The following is a 16,775-nucleotide window of genomic DNA, read 5'->3' as shown; positions in this document are numbered from 1 at the left end:
GTCGGTCAGAAGAGCGACTGTGCGGCAGTGCTAGCCGCACCAACGATCTGCCCGGGCGCCAGCCAGAAGAAGATCACGAACAGGCTCGACAGACCAAGCACAACCCGCAGCTCCATCGGCATGGCCTCGAAGCCTTCGACCGGCTCGTCAAAGAACATTACCTTGACGATGCGGAGGTAATAATAGGCCCCCACGACAGACGCGACCACACCGATCACGGCAAGCGGGAACAGTCCGGCCTCGACGGCCGCGCTGAAGACGTACCACTTGCCGAAGAAACCGACCAGCGGCGGGATACCGGCGAGCGAGAACATCAAGAGGCCCAGCAGGATTGCCATCGGCAGGTTTGTCTGAGAAAGGCCTGCAAGATCGCTGATCTCCTCGACCATGCCATCCTTGCGGCGCATGGACAGGATGCAGGCGAAGACGCCAAGCGTCATGCCCATGTAGGCGATCATGTAGAAGATCACACCTTCGACACCGGTCTGGGTGCCGGCGGCCAGACCGACCAGCGCATAACCCATGTGACCGATGGACGAATAGGCCATCAGTCGTTTCAGATTGTGCTGACCGATAGCCGCGAACGCACCGAGTACCATGGACGCAATCGACACGAACACGATGATCTGCTGCCAGTCGCTGGTAACCGGCTGGAAGCCTTCGATCACGATACGGACAAGCATGCCCATTGCAGCGACTTTGGGTGCCGCTGCCAGGAAGGCGGTGACCGGGGTCGGCGCACCTTCATAAACATCCGGCGTCCACATGTGGAACGGCACCGCAGAAATCTTGAAGGCAAGGCCGGCAAGAATGAAGGTCAGGCCGATCACGAGACCGATGGAAGCTTCGTCGTGCGACAAGGCTTCTGCAATGCCATCGAAAGCAATCTGGCCGGAAAAGCCGTAGACCAGCGACATGCCGTAGAGCAGCATGCCCGACGAAAGAGCACCCAGCACGAAGTACTTCAGGCCGGCCTCGGTCGAGCGCACGCTGTCCCGGTTGATGGCGGCAACAACGTAGAGCGCAAGGCTCTGCAGTTCCAGGCCAAGATAAAGCGCGATCATGTCGTTGGCCGACAGCATCAGCATCATGCCGAGCGTCGCAAGAACGATCAGGATCGGATACTCGAAATGGTCGAACGACTGGCTCTTGGCATAGGCCCAGGACATGGCGATGGCGAAGAACGAACCCGCCAGCACCAGCAATTTCAGCAGATAGGCGAAATCGTCCAGAATAAAGGAACCGCCGAAGGTTTCACCAAAGGCCGGCACGAACAGAAGCACCAGGAAGGTGCCGCCGAGCAGGCCCATTGCTCCGCCGAAGACGGCGTAGCTGACACGCTTGCCGCCAAAGGCGCCGATCATCAGCAGAACCATGGCTCCGAGGGCCAGGATGATCTCCGGCAGAACCGGCTTGAGATCTGGCAATAGGGTCAATTCAGACATAGCTCTGTCTCGTCCTCGAAACCTAGTGGGCCACGGCGGCGGAGGCTGCGTGCTGGACTATGCCAGCCGCGTCAAGCGCCGCGGTGTATTGATTGATGAGATTGTCGACTGCCCCCTGGGTCACATCCAGGATCGCCATCGGGTAGAAGCCGAAGAAGATGGTCAGGATGATCATGGGGACCAGGATAACCTTCTCCCTGAGGTTCAGGTCGAGGATCGACTTGAGGCTTTCCTTTTCCAGTGCACCGAAAACGACACGGCGGTAGAGGTAAAGCGCATAGGCGGCGGACAGGATCACACCAGTGGTCGCAAAGAAGGCCACCCAGGAGTTGACCTGGAACGCACCCATCAACGTCAGGATTTCACCGACAAACCCGGACGTACCCGGCAGGCCAACGTTAGCCATGGTGAAGATCAGGAAGGCAACAGCATACTTCGGCATCCGGTTGACCAGACCGCCGTAGGCCGTGATCTCACGTGTGTGCATCCGGTCGTAGATGACGCCGACACAAAGGAAGAGCGCACCGGAGACAATGCCGTGGGAAAGCATCTGGAAGATACCGCCCTGCACGCCCTGCTCAGTCATCGTGAAGATGCCCATGGTGACATAGCCCATGTGCGCGACCGATGAATAGGCGATCAGTTTCTTGATATCCTCCTGGGCGAGCGCCACCAGAGACGTGTAGATGATCGCCACCACCGACAGCGTGAACACGAAAGGCGCAAACATGTCGGAGGCAAGCGGGAACATCGGCAGCGAGAAGCGCAGGAAACCGTAACCGCCGAGTTTCAGGAGCACGCCTGCCAGAATAACGGAACCGGCAGTCGGAGCTTCCACGTGCGCGTCCGGCAACCAGGTATGCACCGGCCACATCGGCATCTTCACGGCAAAGCTCGCGAAAAAAGCCAGCCAGAGCCAGGTCTGCATTCCGGCCGGGAACTGATGCACCAGCAACTCTTCGATGTTGGTGGTGCCCGCGTTCCAGTACATCGCCATGATCGCGATCAGCATCAGCACGGAGCCGAGCAGCGTGTAGAGGAAGAACTTGTAGGATGCATAGACCCTGCGCGCTCCGCCCCACACACCGATGATCAGGAACATCGGAATAAGGCCTGCTTCGAAGAAGACGTAGAACACGACCAGATCTAGCGCACAGAAGACGCCGATCATCAGCGTTTCCAGCACGAGGAAGGCGATCATGTATTCCTTCACCCGCTTCTGCACGCTGTCCCAGGAGGCCAGGATGCAGAACGGCATCAGGAAGGTGGTCAGGATCACGAAGAGGACGGAAATACCGTCGACACCCATGCGGTAGCTGATGTTGCTGCCCAGCCATTCGCGGTGTTCCACGAACTGGAAACCGGAATTGCCGTAGTCGAAATTACCCCAGATGAACAGCGACAGAAGGAACGTCACCGAGGTGGTCACCAGAGCGACCATCCGGATGTTCTTCTTGCTGCCCTCGTCATTCCCCGGAACCAGGAGAATGAAGAGCACGCCCAGCAGCGGCAAGAACGTCGTGAGTGACAGAATTGGCCAGTCAATCATTAGTGTGCACCCCCGCCGGTGCCCGCACCGGTGAACATCGACCAGGTGATAAGCGCAGCCACACCGATCAGCATCGCAAATGCATAGTGATAGAGATATCCAGTCTGCAGGCGGACGACCCACGCGGTCACATTCTGGACACGGGCGGCAACGCCGTTCGGGCCATAACCGTCAATCACGGTACCATCGCCCTTCTTCCAGAGGACCCGGCCGAGCCACATGGCAGGACGGATAAAGATGAAGTGATAGAGCTCGTCGAAATACCACTTGTTGAGCAGGAACTGATAGAGGCCGGAATGGCGCTCTGCCAGTTGCTTCGGCATTTCCGGCGAGCGGATGTAGAACTGGTAAGCAACCAGGAAGCCCAGAACCATCATGACGAACGGCGAGACCTTCACCCAGCCAGGAACTTCGTGCATGGCATGCAGGATGTGGTTGGTTTCACTGTTGAACAGCGCCCCCTTCCAGAACTCGGCATAACCTTCGCCATAGAACGAGCCGTAGAAGACCATGCCCGCAAGCACGGCACCGATGGACAGGACGAACAGCGGTACGGTCATGACCAGCGGCGATTCATGCACATGCTTCATGACGTCGACAGGGGCACGTGGCTTACCGTGGAAGGTCATGAATGTCAGACGCCAGGAGTAGAAAGACGTCAGCGCGGCAGCAATCACGGTCATCCAGAAGCCGTAGAGCGCCATCGGATTCGCATGTTCGCCCGTTGAACCGGCAAAGGCCGCCTCAATGATCGCGTCCTTGGAAATGAAGCCTGCGAAACCGATATGAGTGAACGGAATGCCGACACCGGTCAGGGCCAGCGTGCCGATCATCATCGTCCAGTAGGTAATCGGGATATGCTTCCGAAGACCACCCATCTTGCGCATGTCCTGCTCGTCGGAAACGGCATGGATCACCGAACCGGCGCATAGGAACAGGAGCGCCTTGAAGAAGGCGTGGGTGAACAGGTGGAAGATACCGATGGAGTATGCCCCGACGCCAAGTGCGACGAACATGTACCCGAGCTGCGAACAGGTCGAATAGGCAATCACGCGCTTGATGTCGTTTTGAACCAGACCGACAGTCGCGGCGAAGAAGGCCGTCGTCGCACCGAAGAACACGATGACCGTCAGAGCAGTGTGCGAAAGCTCCATCAATGGCGACAGGCGCGCAACCATGAAGACGCCCGCGGTCACCATGGTTGCCGCGTGAATAAGGGCGGAAACCGGTGTCGGGCCTTCCATGGCGTCCGGCAGCCAGGTGTGCAGCAGGAACTGAGCCGACTTGCCCATAGCCCCCATGAAGAGCAGCAGGCAGACGATGGTCATCGCGGCATGCGGATCAAGATGATACCCGAGGAAGGTCATCACCTCGCCGTGCTCCTGAATGAAGGACGGCGCATCGTTGAAGATGGTCGTGAATTCGATGCTCTGGAACAGATAGAAGACACCGAAAATACCAAGCGCGAAACCGAAGTCGCCAACGCGGTTGACGACGAAGGCCTTCATTGCGGCCGCGTTTGCGGAAGGCTTCTGGTACCAGAAGCCGATCAGGAGGTATGAGGCAAGGCCCACGCCTTCCCAGCCAAAGAACATCTGCAAAAGGTTGTCGGCCGTAACCAGCGACAGCATCGCGAAGGTGAACAGCGACAGATAGGCAAAGAAGCGCGGCCGGTGCGGATCGTGATGCATGTAGCCGATGGAATAGACATGCACCAGCGCGGACACAGTGGTCACCACGATCAGCATGACGGCGGTCAGCGTGTCGACCCGGATGGACCAGGAAACCTTGAGATCACCAGCATCGATCCAGCGGAACAGATCGACAATCTGCATTTCGGAGCCGCCGAGCCAGAACCCGAAGAAGGTGATCCAGGACAGCAGCGCCGCAATGATCAGCAGACCACTGGTAATATATTCACTGGCCTTGGCACCGATGGCGCGGCCGAAAAGACCGGCGATCAGGAAGCCTATCAGCGGCAGGAACAGGATTGCGGAATACATCAGCTCCTACCCTTTCATCACGTTGACGTCTTCCACGGCGATGGAGCCGCGGTTCCGGTGGAAGACCACCAGGATCGCTAGGCCGATGGCGGCCTCTGCGGCAGCCACGGTGAGAACCAGCATGGTAAAGATCTGGCCCATCATGTCGCCGAGGAACGACGAAAAGGCGACAAAGTTGATGTTCACCGACAGCAGCAGCAGTTCGATAGACATCAAGATAACAATCACGTTTTTCCTGTTCAGGAAGATCCCGAAGATCCCGATCGTGAACAGGATCGCCGCGACCGACAGATAGTGCGACAGACCGATTTCCATGGGCGCCTCGCCGTGCTCCCCTCGTTTACCCCAACCGGAAACAGCACGGAGGAGCGTGCAGGTTCCCGGACTTTCTCGAAAACGCAACCTTGTTGCGTCAGATACCCTTGCCCGTTTCCACCTTGCGGACCTCGATGGAGGTTTCGCGATTGCGCGCAACCTGGTCCGGAATGCTTTGACGTTTGACATTTGGTTTGTGGCGCAGGGTCAGGACAATCGCCCCGATCATGGCCACCAGAAGAACCAGGCCAGCGACCTGGAAGAAGTAGATGTACTTGGTGTAGAGCACCGATCCGATCGCCTGGATGTTGCTCACGTCGCTCAGGGCCGGCATTGGCTCGGCCCCGTGCCCGAGTACGCCCGGTGCGATGATCCAGGCACCGAGCCCCATCAGCAGCTCGACCAGCAGGATCACGCCGACAAGCGCGCCGACGGGCAGATACTGCAGGAAGCCCTGTCGCAACTCGACGAAGTCCACATCCAGCATCATGACGACGAACAGGAACAGCACCGCCACCGCGCCGACATAGACGACCACCAGCAGAAGGGCCAGGTATTCAGCGCCCAGCAGAATGAAAAGACCTGCGGAATTCACAAACGCCAGGATCAGGAACAGAACCGACGTCACCGGATTGCGCGACGCGATCACCATGAATGCTGACGCCAGTGTGACGCCGGCAAACAGGTAGAAAAAGAGGGCTTTCAGGATCATTTCGAAGACCTGCCTGTCGTGTGGCCTTGAGGCCGGAAGTGCGGTGCCCGGCCGGATTGCCGGGCGAGAATCCATTGGTGGGTATGCTCCTAACGGTAAGGAGCATCCATTTCAATGTTGCGGGCAATTTCGCGTTCCCAGCGGTCGCCGTTCGCAAGCAGCTTTTCCTTGTCGTAGTAAAGCTCTTCGCGGGTTTCCGTAGCGAATTCGAAATTGGGTCCCTCGACGATCGCATCCACCGGGCAGGCTTCCTGACAGAAGCCGCAGTAGATGCATTTGACCATGTCGATGTCGTAGCGCGTGGTCCGGCGCGTGCCGTCGTTGCGGCGCGGACCGGCCTCGATGGTGATTGCCTGTGCCGGGCAGATGGCTTCGCACAGCTTGCAGGCAATGCAGCGTTCTTCGCCGTTCGGATAACGACGCAGGGCATGCTCGCCCCGGAAACGCGGGCTCACCGGGCCCTTCTCAAACGGGTAATTGACCGTTGGTTTCGGCTTGAAGAAGTAACGCATTGCCAGAACGAAGGCCGACACGAACTCCTGCAGAAACAGCGATTTGACGGCTTGACTAAGTCCCATCGCTTTTAGCCTCTCTTTCCTCAACCAGCCAGCTGACTGGCGGCCCAATAGCCGATGATCGGGAAACCGAACACCGGAACTCCAAAAACCAGTGCGCCCAGAAGCGCCTTGTGCCTGGCCGCGACACCACCGTCGCCGCCAGCTTGTCTGTTCTTCGTCTCAGCCGCCTGAAGCATGCCCTTCAGGATCTTCCAATCGAGCCAGCCGACATAAAGACCGACGGCGGCACCGATTGCACCGGCGAGCGAGATGGTCACGCCGAACCCGGGGCCCAGCCCATGACCATCAGAACTGCGGCAACAATCACGACCATCGCCAGCGACAGCGGCAGGAAGACTTTCCAGCCCAGGCGCATCAGTTGGTCATAGCGGTAGCGCGGAACCATTGCCTTCACCATGGCGAACATGAAGAAGCCAAGGAAACACTTCAGAAGGAACCAGACGATGCCCGGAACCCAGGTGAAGGGTGCAAAATCGAACGGCGGCAGCCATCCGCCCATGAAGAAGATGCTCATCAAGGCGCACATCAGGCAGATGGCGACATATTCACCGAGCATGAACATCATGTACGGGGTCGAGCCGTATTCCACCATGAAGCCGGCAACCAGTTCCGATTCCGCTTCCGCAAGATCGAACGGCGGACGGTTGGTTTCTGCCAGTGCCGAGATGAAAAACACCACGAACATCGGGAACAGCGGCAACCAGTACCAGTTCAGGAATGACAGCCACGGCACACCGAGCATGTTGGCAAGACCGGTCTGCTGTGCGTGGACGATACCGGAGAGGTTCAACGTTCCGGCGCACAGAAGCACGGTTACGATCACGAAGCCGATAGAAACTTCATAGGAAACCATCTGCGCGGCCGAACGCAAAGCCGACAGGAACGGGTATTTGGAGTTGGATGCCCAACCACCGATAATGACCCCGTAGACTTCCAGCGAAGACACCGCGAAGACGAAGAGAACGCCAAGATTGATGTTGGCGATCACCCAGCCGTCCGCGACCGGGATCACGGCCCAGGCCGCAAGAGCCAGAAGCACGGACACCAGCGGCGCCAGAAGGAACAGAACTTTGTTGGATCCCGACGGGATCACCGGCTCTTTCAGGACGAATTTCAAAAGATCGGCGAAACTCTGCAACAAGCCCCATGGACCAACCACGTTCGGGCCGCGGCGAATCTGAACGGCAGCCCAGATCTTGCGGTCTGCGTAGAGCACGTAGGCGACAATCACCAGAAGCACGACCATCAGCAGAACGCTCTGGAACGCCATCCAGAGGAACGGCCAACCGTAGGTCGTCATGAACTCAGTCATATCGGTCCCCTACCCCTTATTCTGCTGCTTCTGCCGCTCGCGTCTTGGCGAGGGCCGAACACTCGGCCATCGTCTTCGACGCACGAGCGATCGGGTTGGTCAGGTAAAAGTCGCGGATCACGTTGGTGAAGCCCGCGCTGTCCATCTTGGCCTTGGCATTGCCGAGCTTTACGATATCGCCCACATCGCCGGCCTCGATTGCATCGATGCCCGTCAGGTGCGGAACGGCTTCGAACAGCTTGGCGCGCAGTTCTGCAAGAGAGTTGAACTCCAGCGTCTGGCCGAGAACCGCGGAAAGCGCGCGAAGGATCGCCCAGTCTTCGCGGGCATCGCCCGGAGGGAACGCAGCCCGGTCGGCCATCTGGACGCGGCCTTCGGTGTTGACGTAGATCGCGGATTTTTCCGTGTAGGCGGCACCCGGCAGGATCACGTCCGCACGGTGTGCACCGCGGTCGCCATGCGTTCCCTGGTAGACGACAAAAGCCCCTTCCGGAACTTCGACCTCATCGACGCCCAGCAGGAACAGCACATCAAGAGCGCCAGGCTCCAGCATTGCGCCGGTGTCCTTGCCACCCTCGCCCGGTACGAACCCGAGATCGAGTGCGCCCACCTGCGAAGCTTCGGTGTGCAGGATGTTGAAACCGTTCCAGCCGTCCTTTACGACACCGAGCGACTTGGCGGCTTCCGCAAGCGTTGCCAGGATCTCGGCCCCGTCCGGGCGGTTCAGCGCGCCCTGTCCGATGATGAACATCGGACGTTCGGCCTTCGCCGGAGCGTGCTTCACGAATTCCTTCAAGCTGTCCGGACCGGCGCCGAGATAGGTCACCGGATAGGTCAGGTCGGCATTTTCGCCGATCAGGCCGATGGTGACATCGCCCCGGACCCAGCGCTTGCGGATACGGGCGTTCAGAACCGGCGCTTCCTGGCGCGGATTTGTGCCGATCAGCATGATCGCGTCAGCGTCTTCAATGCCCTGGATGGTGCTGTTGAAGAGATAACTTGCGCGGCCGTTCTTCGGATGCAGCGGAGACCCCGGGAAGCGGCTGTCGATGTTGGCAACACCGAGCTTGTCCATCAGGCTCTTCAGCGCGAACATGTCTTCAACGCCTGCCATCTGGCCAGCGAGAGCACCGATCTTGTCGGCGCTCGTGCCCTTCACCTTTTCGGCGATGATCTGGAATGCTTCACCCCACGAAACGGGCTGCAGCTTGCCGTCCTTCTTGGCATAAGGCCGGTCGAGGCGCTGGGTCTTCAGACCATCCCAGATGTAGCGGGACTTGTCGGAGATCCATTCCTCGTTCACCTCTTCGTTGAGGCGCGGCATGACCCGCATGACTTCCTTGCCGCGTGTATCGACACGGATTGCGGAGCCAACCGCGTCCATCACGTCGATGCTCTCCGTCTTGGTGAGCTCCCACGGACGAGCGTGGAATTCGTAAGGCTTGTGCGTCAGAGCGCCAACCGGGCAAAGGTCTGCGACGTTGCCCTGCATTTCGGACGACAGGGCTGCCTCGAGATAGGTAGTGATTTCCGCATCTTCACCGCGGCCGATCAGACCCATATCGGTGACGCCGCACACTTCCGTCGTGAAACGGACACAGCGCGTGCAGTGGATGCAGCGGGTCATGATTGTCTTGATCAGCGGACCGATTTCCTTGTTCTCAACGGCACGCTTGTTCTCGTGGAACCGGGATCCGTCGACGCCATAGGCCATCGCCTGATCCTGCAGGTCACACTCGCCGCCCTGGTCGCAGATCGGGCAGTCCAGCGGATGGTTGATGAGCAGGAACTCCATCACCCCTTCGCGGGCCTTCTTGACCATTTCGGACTTGGTCTCGACCACCGGCGGTTCGCCGTTCGGGCCCGGACGCAGATCCTTCACGCCCATGGCGCAGGAGGCGGTCGGCTTGGGCGGTCCGCCCTTCACTTCCACCAGGCACATGCGGCAGTTGCCGGCGATCGACAGCCGGTCATGGTAACAAAAGCGCGGAACCTCGGCGCCCGCCTCTTCACAGGCCTGAAGCAGCGTGTAGTCCGCCGGGACATCCACTTCCTTGCCGTCGATGATGAGCTTCGTCATCCGTTGCTCTCCAAATCCCGTTCCGCTTACTCAGCCGCCACCATGGTCGAAGAAGACTTCGACTTGGCGACATAGTCATCGATGCGTTGCTCGATAACAGGCCGGAAATTCTTGATCAAACCCTGGATCGGCCAGGCGGCCGCATCCCCGAGTGCGCAAATCGTGTGGCCCTCGACCTGCTTGGTCACCTTGAACAGCATGTCGATTTCCTCATAGGAGGATTCGCCCTTCACCATGCGTTCCATCACACGCCACATCCAGCCCGTGCCTTCACGGCACGGCGTGCACTGTCCGCAGCTCTCGTGCTTGTAGAAGTAGGACAGGCGGGCAATGGCCTTGATGATGTCCGTCGACTTGTCCATCACGATCACAGCTGCCGTGCCCAGACCGGAGCCGAGGCCGCGCAGCGTATCGAAGTCCATCGGCGCGTCCTTGATCTGCTCTGCCGTCAGGCACGGAACAGACGAACCACCGGGAATAACGGCGAGGAGATTATCCCAACCACCCCGAATGCCACCGCAATGCTTGTCGATCATCTCGGCAAACGGAATGCCCAGCTCTTCCTCGAAGGTCGACGGCTTGTTCACGTGACCGGAAACGCAGAAAAGCTTGGTGCCGGTGTTGTTCGGGCGGCCGAGGGCCGAGAACCAGGCAGCGCCGCGGCGCAGGATGGTCGGCGCAACCGCAATCGATTCCACGTTGTTCACCGTGGTCGGGCAACCGTAGAGCCCGACGTTGGCCGGGAACGGCGGCTTCAGGCGCGGTTGGCCCTTCTTGCCTTCCAAGCTCTCCAGCAGCGCAGTTTCCTCGCCGCAGATATAAGCGCCGGCACCGTGGTGAACGTAGATGTCGAAGTCGTAGCCGTTCTTGTTGTTCTTGCCGATCAGACCGGCGTCATAAGCCTGGTCGATCGCGGCCTGAAGGCGCTCACGCTCGCGAATGAACTCGCCGCGAACATAGATATAGGCAGCAATGGCGCCCATCGCATAACCGGCGACCAGACACCCTTCGACCAGCGTATGCGGGTCGTGACGCAGAATTTCACGGTCCTTGCAGGTGCCCGGTTCGGACTCGTCCGCGTTGACGACGAGATAAGCCGGACGGCCGTCGGATTCCTTGGGCATGAACGACCACTTCAGGCCGGTCGGGAAACCCGCACCGCCTCGGCCGCGCAGACCAGAATCCTTCATTTCCTGAATGATCCAGTCGCGCCCCTTGTCGATGAGGCCCTTGGTATTGTCCCACTGTCCGCGCTTCTTGGCGCCTTCCAGGCCCCAGTCGTGGAGACCGTAGATATTGGTGAAGATCCGATCCTGATCCTTCAGCATCTCTTCCCCCTAGTCTTCGCTCTTGGAGGAGGCCACTTCACCGGCTTCCACGCGCTTCGAAAATTCAGTTTCCTCGCCGGAAGCGAGGATCTTTGCCTGGTCGATCCAGCCATCACGCTCGATCCGGCCCTTGAACTTCAGCCGGCTGTCGACCCAGGCAATTTCCTGTGGTCCCCAGCTTGCGACCTGGTCGAAGTGGAAGAACCCGAGTTCGTTGAGCGTCGCTTCCAGCTTTGGTCCGACACCCTTGAGTTTCTTGAGGTCGTCCGCTTTGCCGCCGCGAGCGTTCTTCAGCAGTTCAGGCTCTTTCTCACCCTCACCGCCCTTGTCAGCTGCGGCCGCATCGTCGCCGCTGGTATCGGCGGTGCGAGCAACCTCGACTTCGGTCCGGTCGTTGGAATCGGGACGGCCCTTGTTCTCGCTACGCGCCTTGGGCGTTGCAGGAGATGTCTTGGCGTCGTCTCCGGCGGCCTGCGCCTTCTTGGGAGCAGCAGGCTTTGCCTTTTCCGGCGCGGCCACCTTACCCACGGGTTCTTCGCTCTTTTGCTCGGACTTGGCTGCATGGGCAGCTTTCACGCGAGCAACCGCGTCTTCAGCCGGTGTCGGCACGCCGTCAAAATCGTTTCCGCCGGCGTTGATCGAGGGACCGGCAAAGGCATGAGAGGCCTTCTCGGACCCATCGACAAGGTGCGGCACCGGCAGCACACCCTTGGTATCGTCGTCGAGCTCGGTCAGGCTCGTCTGACCGCCTTCGGCCATGGCGAACCGGCGGCCATTCTGCGGACCCGGTGTCACTTCCTTGCCGGCGGCAATGTCATCGATAAGCTGATTGAAGCTATCCGGCGTCAGGTCTTCATAGGTATCCTTGAAGATCTGCACCATCGGTGCATTCACACAGGCGCCAAGGCATTCGACTTCTTCCCAGGAGAACATGCCGTCCTCGGAGATTTCATGCATGTGCTTGGCGATGCGGCTCTTGCAGATCTTGATAAGGTCTTCCGAGCCGCGCAACTGGCAGGGTGTCGTGCCGCAAACCTGAATGTGCGCTTTCTTGCCGACCGGCTGCAGCTGGAACATGGTGTAGAACGTCGCCACTTCCAGAACGCGGATCTTCGGCATGTCCAGCAGCTCCGCGATGTAGCGGATTGCCGGCTCACTCACCCAGCCTTCGTTCTGTTCCTGCGCACGCCACAAAAGCGGAATGACCGCGGAGGCCTGACGGCCTGCCGGATAACGGTCGATCAGCTTCTTCGCCCATTCGAGGTTCTTCTCGGTGAACGCGAAGCTTTCTGGTTGTTCCGCGGCAAGTCGGCGAACTGCCATGGTGTTATCCCCGTTCTGTCATAATGACCGGAGCCGGACGGGCGGCTGCCAGGGTCGAAAAGTGGTTGTGAGCCGCCCGCATCAGCGGTCGACCTCACCGAACACGATGTCCAGAGACCCCAGCACTGCCGAAACGTCGGCAAGCATGTGCCCGCGGCACAGGAAGTCCATGGCCTGAAGGTGGCTATAGCCCGGAGCCTTGATCTTGCAACGGTACGGCTTGTTGGTACCGTCCGCGACCAGATAGACGCCGAATTCACCCTTCGGCGCTTCGACGGCTGCGTAAACTTCGCCCTCAGGGACGTGATACCCTTCGGTGTAGAGCTTGAAGTGGTGAATTAGCGCTTCCATCGAGCGCTTCATTTCCCCACGCTTCGGCGGCACGATCTTGCCGTCGATAGACGAAACCGGACCCGTTTCGACAGTCAGCTTTTCAAGGCACTGCTTCATGATGCGGACTGACTGGCGCATTTCTTCCATGCGGATCAGGTAGCGGTCGTAGCAGTCGCCGTTCTTGCCGATCGGAATATCGAAATCAAGTTCGGAATAGCATTCGTAAGGTTGCGATTTGCGCAGATCCCAAGGCGCACCGGAGCCGCGGACCATCACGCCCGAGAAACCCCAGGCCCAGGCATCGTCAAGATCGACGACACCGATGTCGACGTTCCGCTGCTTGAAAATGCGGTTATCGGTCAGAAGCCCCTCGATATCGTCCAGCGTCTGCAGGAACGGATCGCAGAAGTCCCAGATATCGTCGAGCAGTTCACGAGACAGATCCTGGTGAACGCCACCCGGACGGACGTAAGCAGCGTGCATGCGCGCTCCACAGGCCCGCTCATAAAATACCATCAGCTCTTCGCGGGGTTCGAAGCCCCAGAGCGGCGGTGTCAAGGCGCCAACGTCCATCGCCTGGGTCGTAACGTTCAGAAGATGCGATAGCAGACGGCCGATTTCCGAATAAAGGACACGGATCAACTGGCCGCGCTTGGGCACTTCCACACCGAGCATACGCTCTACAGCAAGGGCAAACGCATGTTCCTGATTCATCGGCGCCACGTAGTCGAGGCGATCGAAATAAGGAACGGCCTGCAGATAGGTCTTCTGCTCGATCAGCTTTTCGGTTCCACGGTGCAGGAGACCGATATGCGGATCCACCCGGGTGACCACTTCGCCGTCCAGCTCAAGCACGAGGCGCAACACGCCGTGCGCTGCCGGGTGCTGCGGACCGAAGTTGATATTGAAGTTACGAACCTGAGCCTCAGCCATTTTGAGGTTCCTGCATTTTTTGCGTGAAATAGGCGATGACTTCGGGACCGGTCATTCTGCGGGTATCGTTTGCGAACGCGTAGTTTGCCGGCTGTTCGTCAACGAAAATCTCGGACGTGAACTTGAACGCAGCCGGGTCGTCAAAGGCTTGCGCGGAGACACTGACATGAGACCCGTCAGCCATGCGCCACATCAGCGAGGAGCCGCATTTGCTGCAGAACACCCGTTCACCGTAGTCGGAAGACTTGTAGACGCCGAGAGCATCCTTGCCTTCGATTTCCAGACTGTCCATCGGTCCGCAGTTCACGGCCATATACGTGCCACCGGTCCAGCGACGGCACATGGCGCAGTGACAAACGCCCATTTCGCTGTCGACAGGCGTGGCGGAAAACCGCACTTCGCCGCAAAGACAACCACCTGAAAGCCGTTCGCTCATTCCTGCCCTGCCCCTCAGTTCGTCGTGGCCTTCTCGTCACCGGGCAGCACGTAATCCGTGCCTTCCCAGGGCGAGAGGAAGTCGAAGGAGCGCATTTCCTGGTTCAGACGGACAGGTTCATAGACAACGCGTTTCTTCTCGTCGTCGTAGCGAACTTCCACAAACCCGGTGACCGGAAAGTCCTTGCGCAGCGGATGGCCGTCGAAACCATAGTCGGTCAGGATGCGGCGGAGGTCCGGATGGCCGGAAAACAGGATGCCGTACATGTCGTAGGCTTCACGCTCGAACCATTCGGCACCCGGAAACAGTGGTGTCAGCGAAGCCACCGGCGTATTCTCGTCGGTCGCGATCTTTACGCGGATGCGCTGGTTCTGAACGGGAGACAGGAAGTGATAGACCACGTCGAAGCGCTTTTCGCGCGACGGATAGTCCACACCGCAAATGTCCGTCAGATTGACAAACTTGCACGAACTGTTGTCGCGCAGAAAGCGGATCGCATCGAGAATGTCGGTCGCGTTTACGGTCAGCGTCAGCTCACCATATTCGACCTTCCAGGACACAAGGGACTCACCCAGACCGAGCTCGATATGCTCAGCGAGTTCCTTCAACGTTTCGTCCATCGTGTTCGACCTCACTCGTAGATCAACAGGCGGCCAACCGGTTCCGATTGAATGCCAACTGCAGATCGATCCAGTTTGCCGGGCTCCTCGGCGCCAGCAGGGCGCGACCCGTATAGTCAATTTGGCAGGCGCCATGCGCCGGCTTCCTTAAAAATCCGCCGCCTCTCCGGCGGCAGATCCTTATCTTTCGATCGTACCCGTGCGGCGGATCTTCTTTTGAAGCATCAACACGCCGTAGAGCAGAGCCTCGGCTGTCGGAGGACAGCCCGGCACATAGATATCGACCGGTACGACCCGGTCGCAACCACGCACCACCGAATAGGAATAGTGGTAGTAGCCGCCGCCATTGGCGCAGGAGCCCATGGAGATCACGTAGCGCGGCTCGGGCATCTGGTCGTAGACCTTGCGCAGAGCCGGCGCCATCTTGTTGGTCAGCGTTCCGGCAACGATCATGACGTCGGACTGGCGCGGAGAAGCACGCGGCGCGAAACCGAAGCGCTCGGCGTCGTAGCGCGGCATGGACATCTGCATCATTTCCACGGCGCAGCAGGCCAGGCCGAAGGTCATCCACATCAGAGAGCCGGTTCGGGCCCACTGGATGAGGTTGTCGGTGGAGGTAACAAGAAAGCCCTTGTCGGCCAGCTCATTGTTGACTTCCAGGAAGAATGCGTCATCCGCGCCGACAGGCTTTCCCGTATTCGGGTCGATTATACCCTGCGGCTGCGGTGCGACGAGCGGCTCGGTCGTGGTCAATCCCATTCCAGCGCTCCCTTTTTCCATTCGTAGATGAAGCCGACGGTCAGGACACCGAGGAAGACCATCATGGACCAGAAACCGTACCAGCCGAGGTCACCGAACACGGTTGCCCAGGGGAACAGGAACGCGACTTCCAGGTCGAATATGATGAAAAGGATCGAGACCAGATAAAAGCGCACATCGAATTTCATGCGCGCATCGTCGAAGGCGTTGAAACCGCACTCATAAGCCGACAGCTTTTCCGGATCCGGATTCTTGTAGGCCAGAATGAACGGTGAAATCAGCAGCGCAAGGCCGATCACCAGCGCAATGCCGATGAACACGACGATCGGGACATATTCCCGCAAGAGTTCTTCCATGTCTTTCGCGTCCTTGCATATGGAGGCGGATCGGGAGGCGATCCGGTGCCGGGGCTGCGCGCCCCGTTGCCTCATTTTACCGGCAGGTCACGCAGTGCCCGTCGGCATAATGAAACCAACATGCGAGCGCACGCTTAGCTTACGACTTGGTGCAACGCAAGACCCACGTGCGGTCAAACTCTTGCCATGTTTGCACCTGTTTCGCACCTACCCCCGACAAATCCTTAATTTCAGCCAGTTTGCAGGATGGCAAAAACTTTGCACAACCCTCAAGGAAATATGCCGCACCTGCGTACGTTTTCCACCCCTCCCGCAGAATCGCGAACTGCGCCAATCAAACACCAAAAGAGCTGAGATTTGAATGGACTGCGCCGCAGCTGCCTTGAGCGCATGATAGCCATATTGCCGTCGATGCCAAGGGGGCAGACGAGCGGCGCGACAAGACAACCGCTTCAAGCGCGGTCTGAACGTTTCGGCAGAAGTATCTGGTGAAGAAGAAGAACCGTGAGTGGCGCGAGTGACGGGGCTCGAACCCGCGACCTCCGGCGTGACAGGCCGGCACTCTAACCAACTGAGCTACACCCGCACATTCACGGTAGTTGCGCCATTTCCCTTCGTACCGGAGTACATTAATGGGAAGTGGCGCGAGTGACGGGGCTCGAACCCGCGACCTCCGGCGTGACAGGCCGGCAC

At 59.1% G+C, this 16,775-nt stretch carries 16 protein-coding genes and 2 tRNA genes (1 of these 18 only partly in view); all 18 read right to left on the bottom strand.

The genetic code is table 11. The annotated features are described in order from the left end of the window. Positions 1-5 precede the first annotated feature (5 nt). Entirely contained in the window at positions 6-1,445 is a 1,440-nt protein-coding gene (gene nuoN, locus V1T76_RS15735) for an NADH-quinone oxidoreductase subunit NuoN (RefSeq protein ID WP_330561610.1), read from the bottom strand. Between the two features lie 22 nt (positions 1,446-1,467). Further along, positions 1,468-2,994, bottom strand: a complete 1,527-nt coding sequence (locus V1T76_RS15730) for an NADH-quinone oxidoreductase subunit M (protein ID WP_330561609.1) — start codon at positions 2,992-2,994, stop codon at positions 1,468-1,470. Further along, complete coding sequence (gene nuoL, locus V1T76_RS15725) at positions 2,994-4,997, bottom strand: NADH-quinone oxidoreductase subunit L (protein ID WP_330561608.1); 2,004 nt, start codon at positions 4,995-4,997, stop codon at positions 2,994-2,996. Before nuoL ends, V1T76_RS15730 begins: the two co-directional genes overlap by 1 nt. Before the next feature lie 6 nt (positions 4,998-5,003). Next, complete coding sequence (nuoK, locus tag V1T76_RS15720) at positions 5,004-5,312, bottom strand: NADH-quinone oxidoreductase subunit NuoK (RefSeq protein WP_006934707.1); 309 nt, start codon at positions 5,310-5,312, stop codon at positions 5,004-5,006. 97 nt (positions 5,313-5,409) lie between these two features. Then, on the bottom strand, positions 5,410-6,024 hold the full coding sequence (locus tag V1T76_RS15715) for an NADH-quinone oxidoreductase subunit J (RefSeq protein WP_330561975.1): 615 nt from the start codon (positions 6,022-6,024) through the stop codon (positions 5,410-5,412). A gap of 89 nt (positions 6,025-6,113) precedes the next feature. Next, positions 6,114-6,602, bottom strand: a complete 489-nt coding sequence (nuoI, locus tag V1T76_RS15710; protein WP_006934709.1) for an NADH-quinone oxidoreductase subunit NuoI — start codon at positions 6,600-6,602, stop codon at positions 6,114-6,116. 20 nt (positions 6,603-6,622) lie between these two features. Continuing rightward, complete coding sequence (locus tag V1T76_RS15705; protein ID WP_006934710.1) at positions 6,623-6,859, bottom strand: hypothetical protein; 237 nt, start codon at positions 6,857-6,859, stop codon at positions 6,623-6,625. Next, positions 6,856-7,914 carry an NADH-quinone oxidoreductase subunit NuoH gene (gene nuoH, locus V1T76_RS15700; protein WP_330561607.1) on the bottom strand — a complete coding sequence of 353 codons (1,059 nt, stop codon included), beginning with the start codon at positions 7,912-7,914 and terminating at the stop codon, positions 6,856-6,858. Before nuoH ends, V1T76_RS15705 begins: the two co-directional genes overlap by 4 nt. A 16-nt stretch (positions 7,915-7,930) precedes the next feature. Beyond that, positions 7,931-9,994 (bottom strand): NADH-quinone oxidoreductase subunit NuoG, encoded by a 2,064-nt coding sequence (gene nuoG / locus V1T76_RS15695; RefSeq protein ID WP_330561606.1) that lies wholly within the window; start codon positions 9,992-9,994, stop codon positions 7,931-7,933. A 26-nt stretch (positions 9,995-10,020) separates the two neighbouring features. Next, positions 10,021-11,322 (bottom strand): NADH-quinone oxidoreductase subunit NuoF, encoded by a 1,302-nt coding sequence (gene nuoF, locus V1T76_RS15690; RefSeq protein ID WP_022998431.1) that lies wholly within the window; start codon positions 11,320-11,322, stop codon positions 10,021-10,023. 9 nt (positions 11,323-11,331) lie between these two features. Then, positions 11,332-12,645: an NADH-quinone oxidoreductase subunit NuoE gene (gene nuoE, locus V1T76_RS15685; protein ID WP_330561605.1), complete on the bottom strand. Its 1,314-nt coding sequence runs from the start codon at positions 12,643-12,645 to the stop codon at positions 11,332-11,334. 81 nt (positions 12,646-12,726) lie between these two features. Beyond that, the gene (locus tag V1T76_RS15680; protein ID WP_330561604.1) at positions 12,727-13,911 is read right to left on the bottom strand and encodes an NADH-quinone oxidoreductase subunit D; all 1,185 of its coding nucleotides are present in this window, start codon (positions 13,909-13,911) and stop codon (positions 12,727-12,729) included. Continuing rightward, the gene (locus V1T76_RS15675) at positions 13,904-14,347 is read right to left on the bottom strand and encodes a GFA family protein (protein ID WP_330561603.1); all 444 of its coding nucleotides are present in this window, start codon (positions 14,345-14,347) and stop codon (positions 13,904-13,906) included. The genes V1T76_RS15680 and V1T76_RS15675 overlap by 8 nt, the downstream gene beginning before the upstream one ends. Before the next feature lie 14 nt (positions 14,348-14,361). Beyond that, positions 14,362-14,967, bottom strand: coding sequence for an NADH-quinone oxidoreductase subunit C (locus V1T76_RS15670; protein WP_330561602.1), 606 nt, complete (start codon positions 14,965-14,967; stop codon positions 14,362-14,364). A 180-nt stretch (positions 14,968-15,147) separates the two neighbouring features. Further along, entirely contained in the window at positions 15,148-15,726 is a 579-nt protein-coding gene (locus V1T76_RS15665) for a NuoB/complex I 20 kDa subunit family protein (protein ID WP_006934718.1), read from the bottom strand. Then, positions 15,717-16,082, bottom strand: coding sequence for an NADH-quinone oxidoreductase subunit A (locus V1T76_RS15660; protein WP_006934719.1), 366 nt, complete (start codon positions 16,080-16,082; stop codon positions 15,717-15,719). The genes V1T76_RS15665 and V1T76_RS15660 overlap by 10 nt, the downstream gene beginning before the upstream one ends. Positions 16,083-16,591: 509 nt before the next feature. Then, positions 16,592-16,668: transfer RNA gene (locus V1T76_RS15655), tRNA-Asp, on the bottom strand. A 54-nt stretch (positions 16,669-16,722) separates the two neighbouring features. Next, positions 16,723-16,775, bottom strand: a tRNA-Asp gene (locus tag V1T76_RS15650); it runs 124 nt beyond the window's last position.

This window comes from Roseibium sp. FZY0029 (assembly GCF_036350355.1).
GTDB lineage: Bacteria > Pseudomonadota > Alphaproteobacteria > Rhizobiales > Stappiaceae > Roseibium.
The sequence above is the reverse complement of the archived record's forward strand: the minus strand, read 5'-3'. Positions and strand labels throughout refer to the sequence as shown.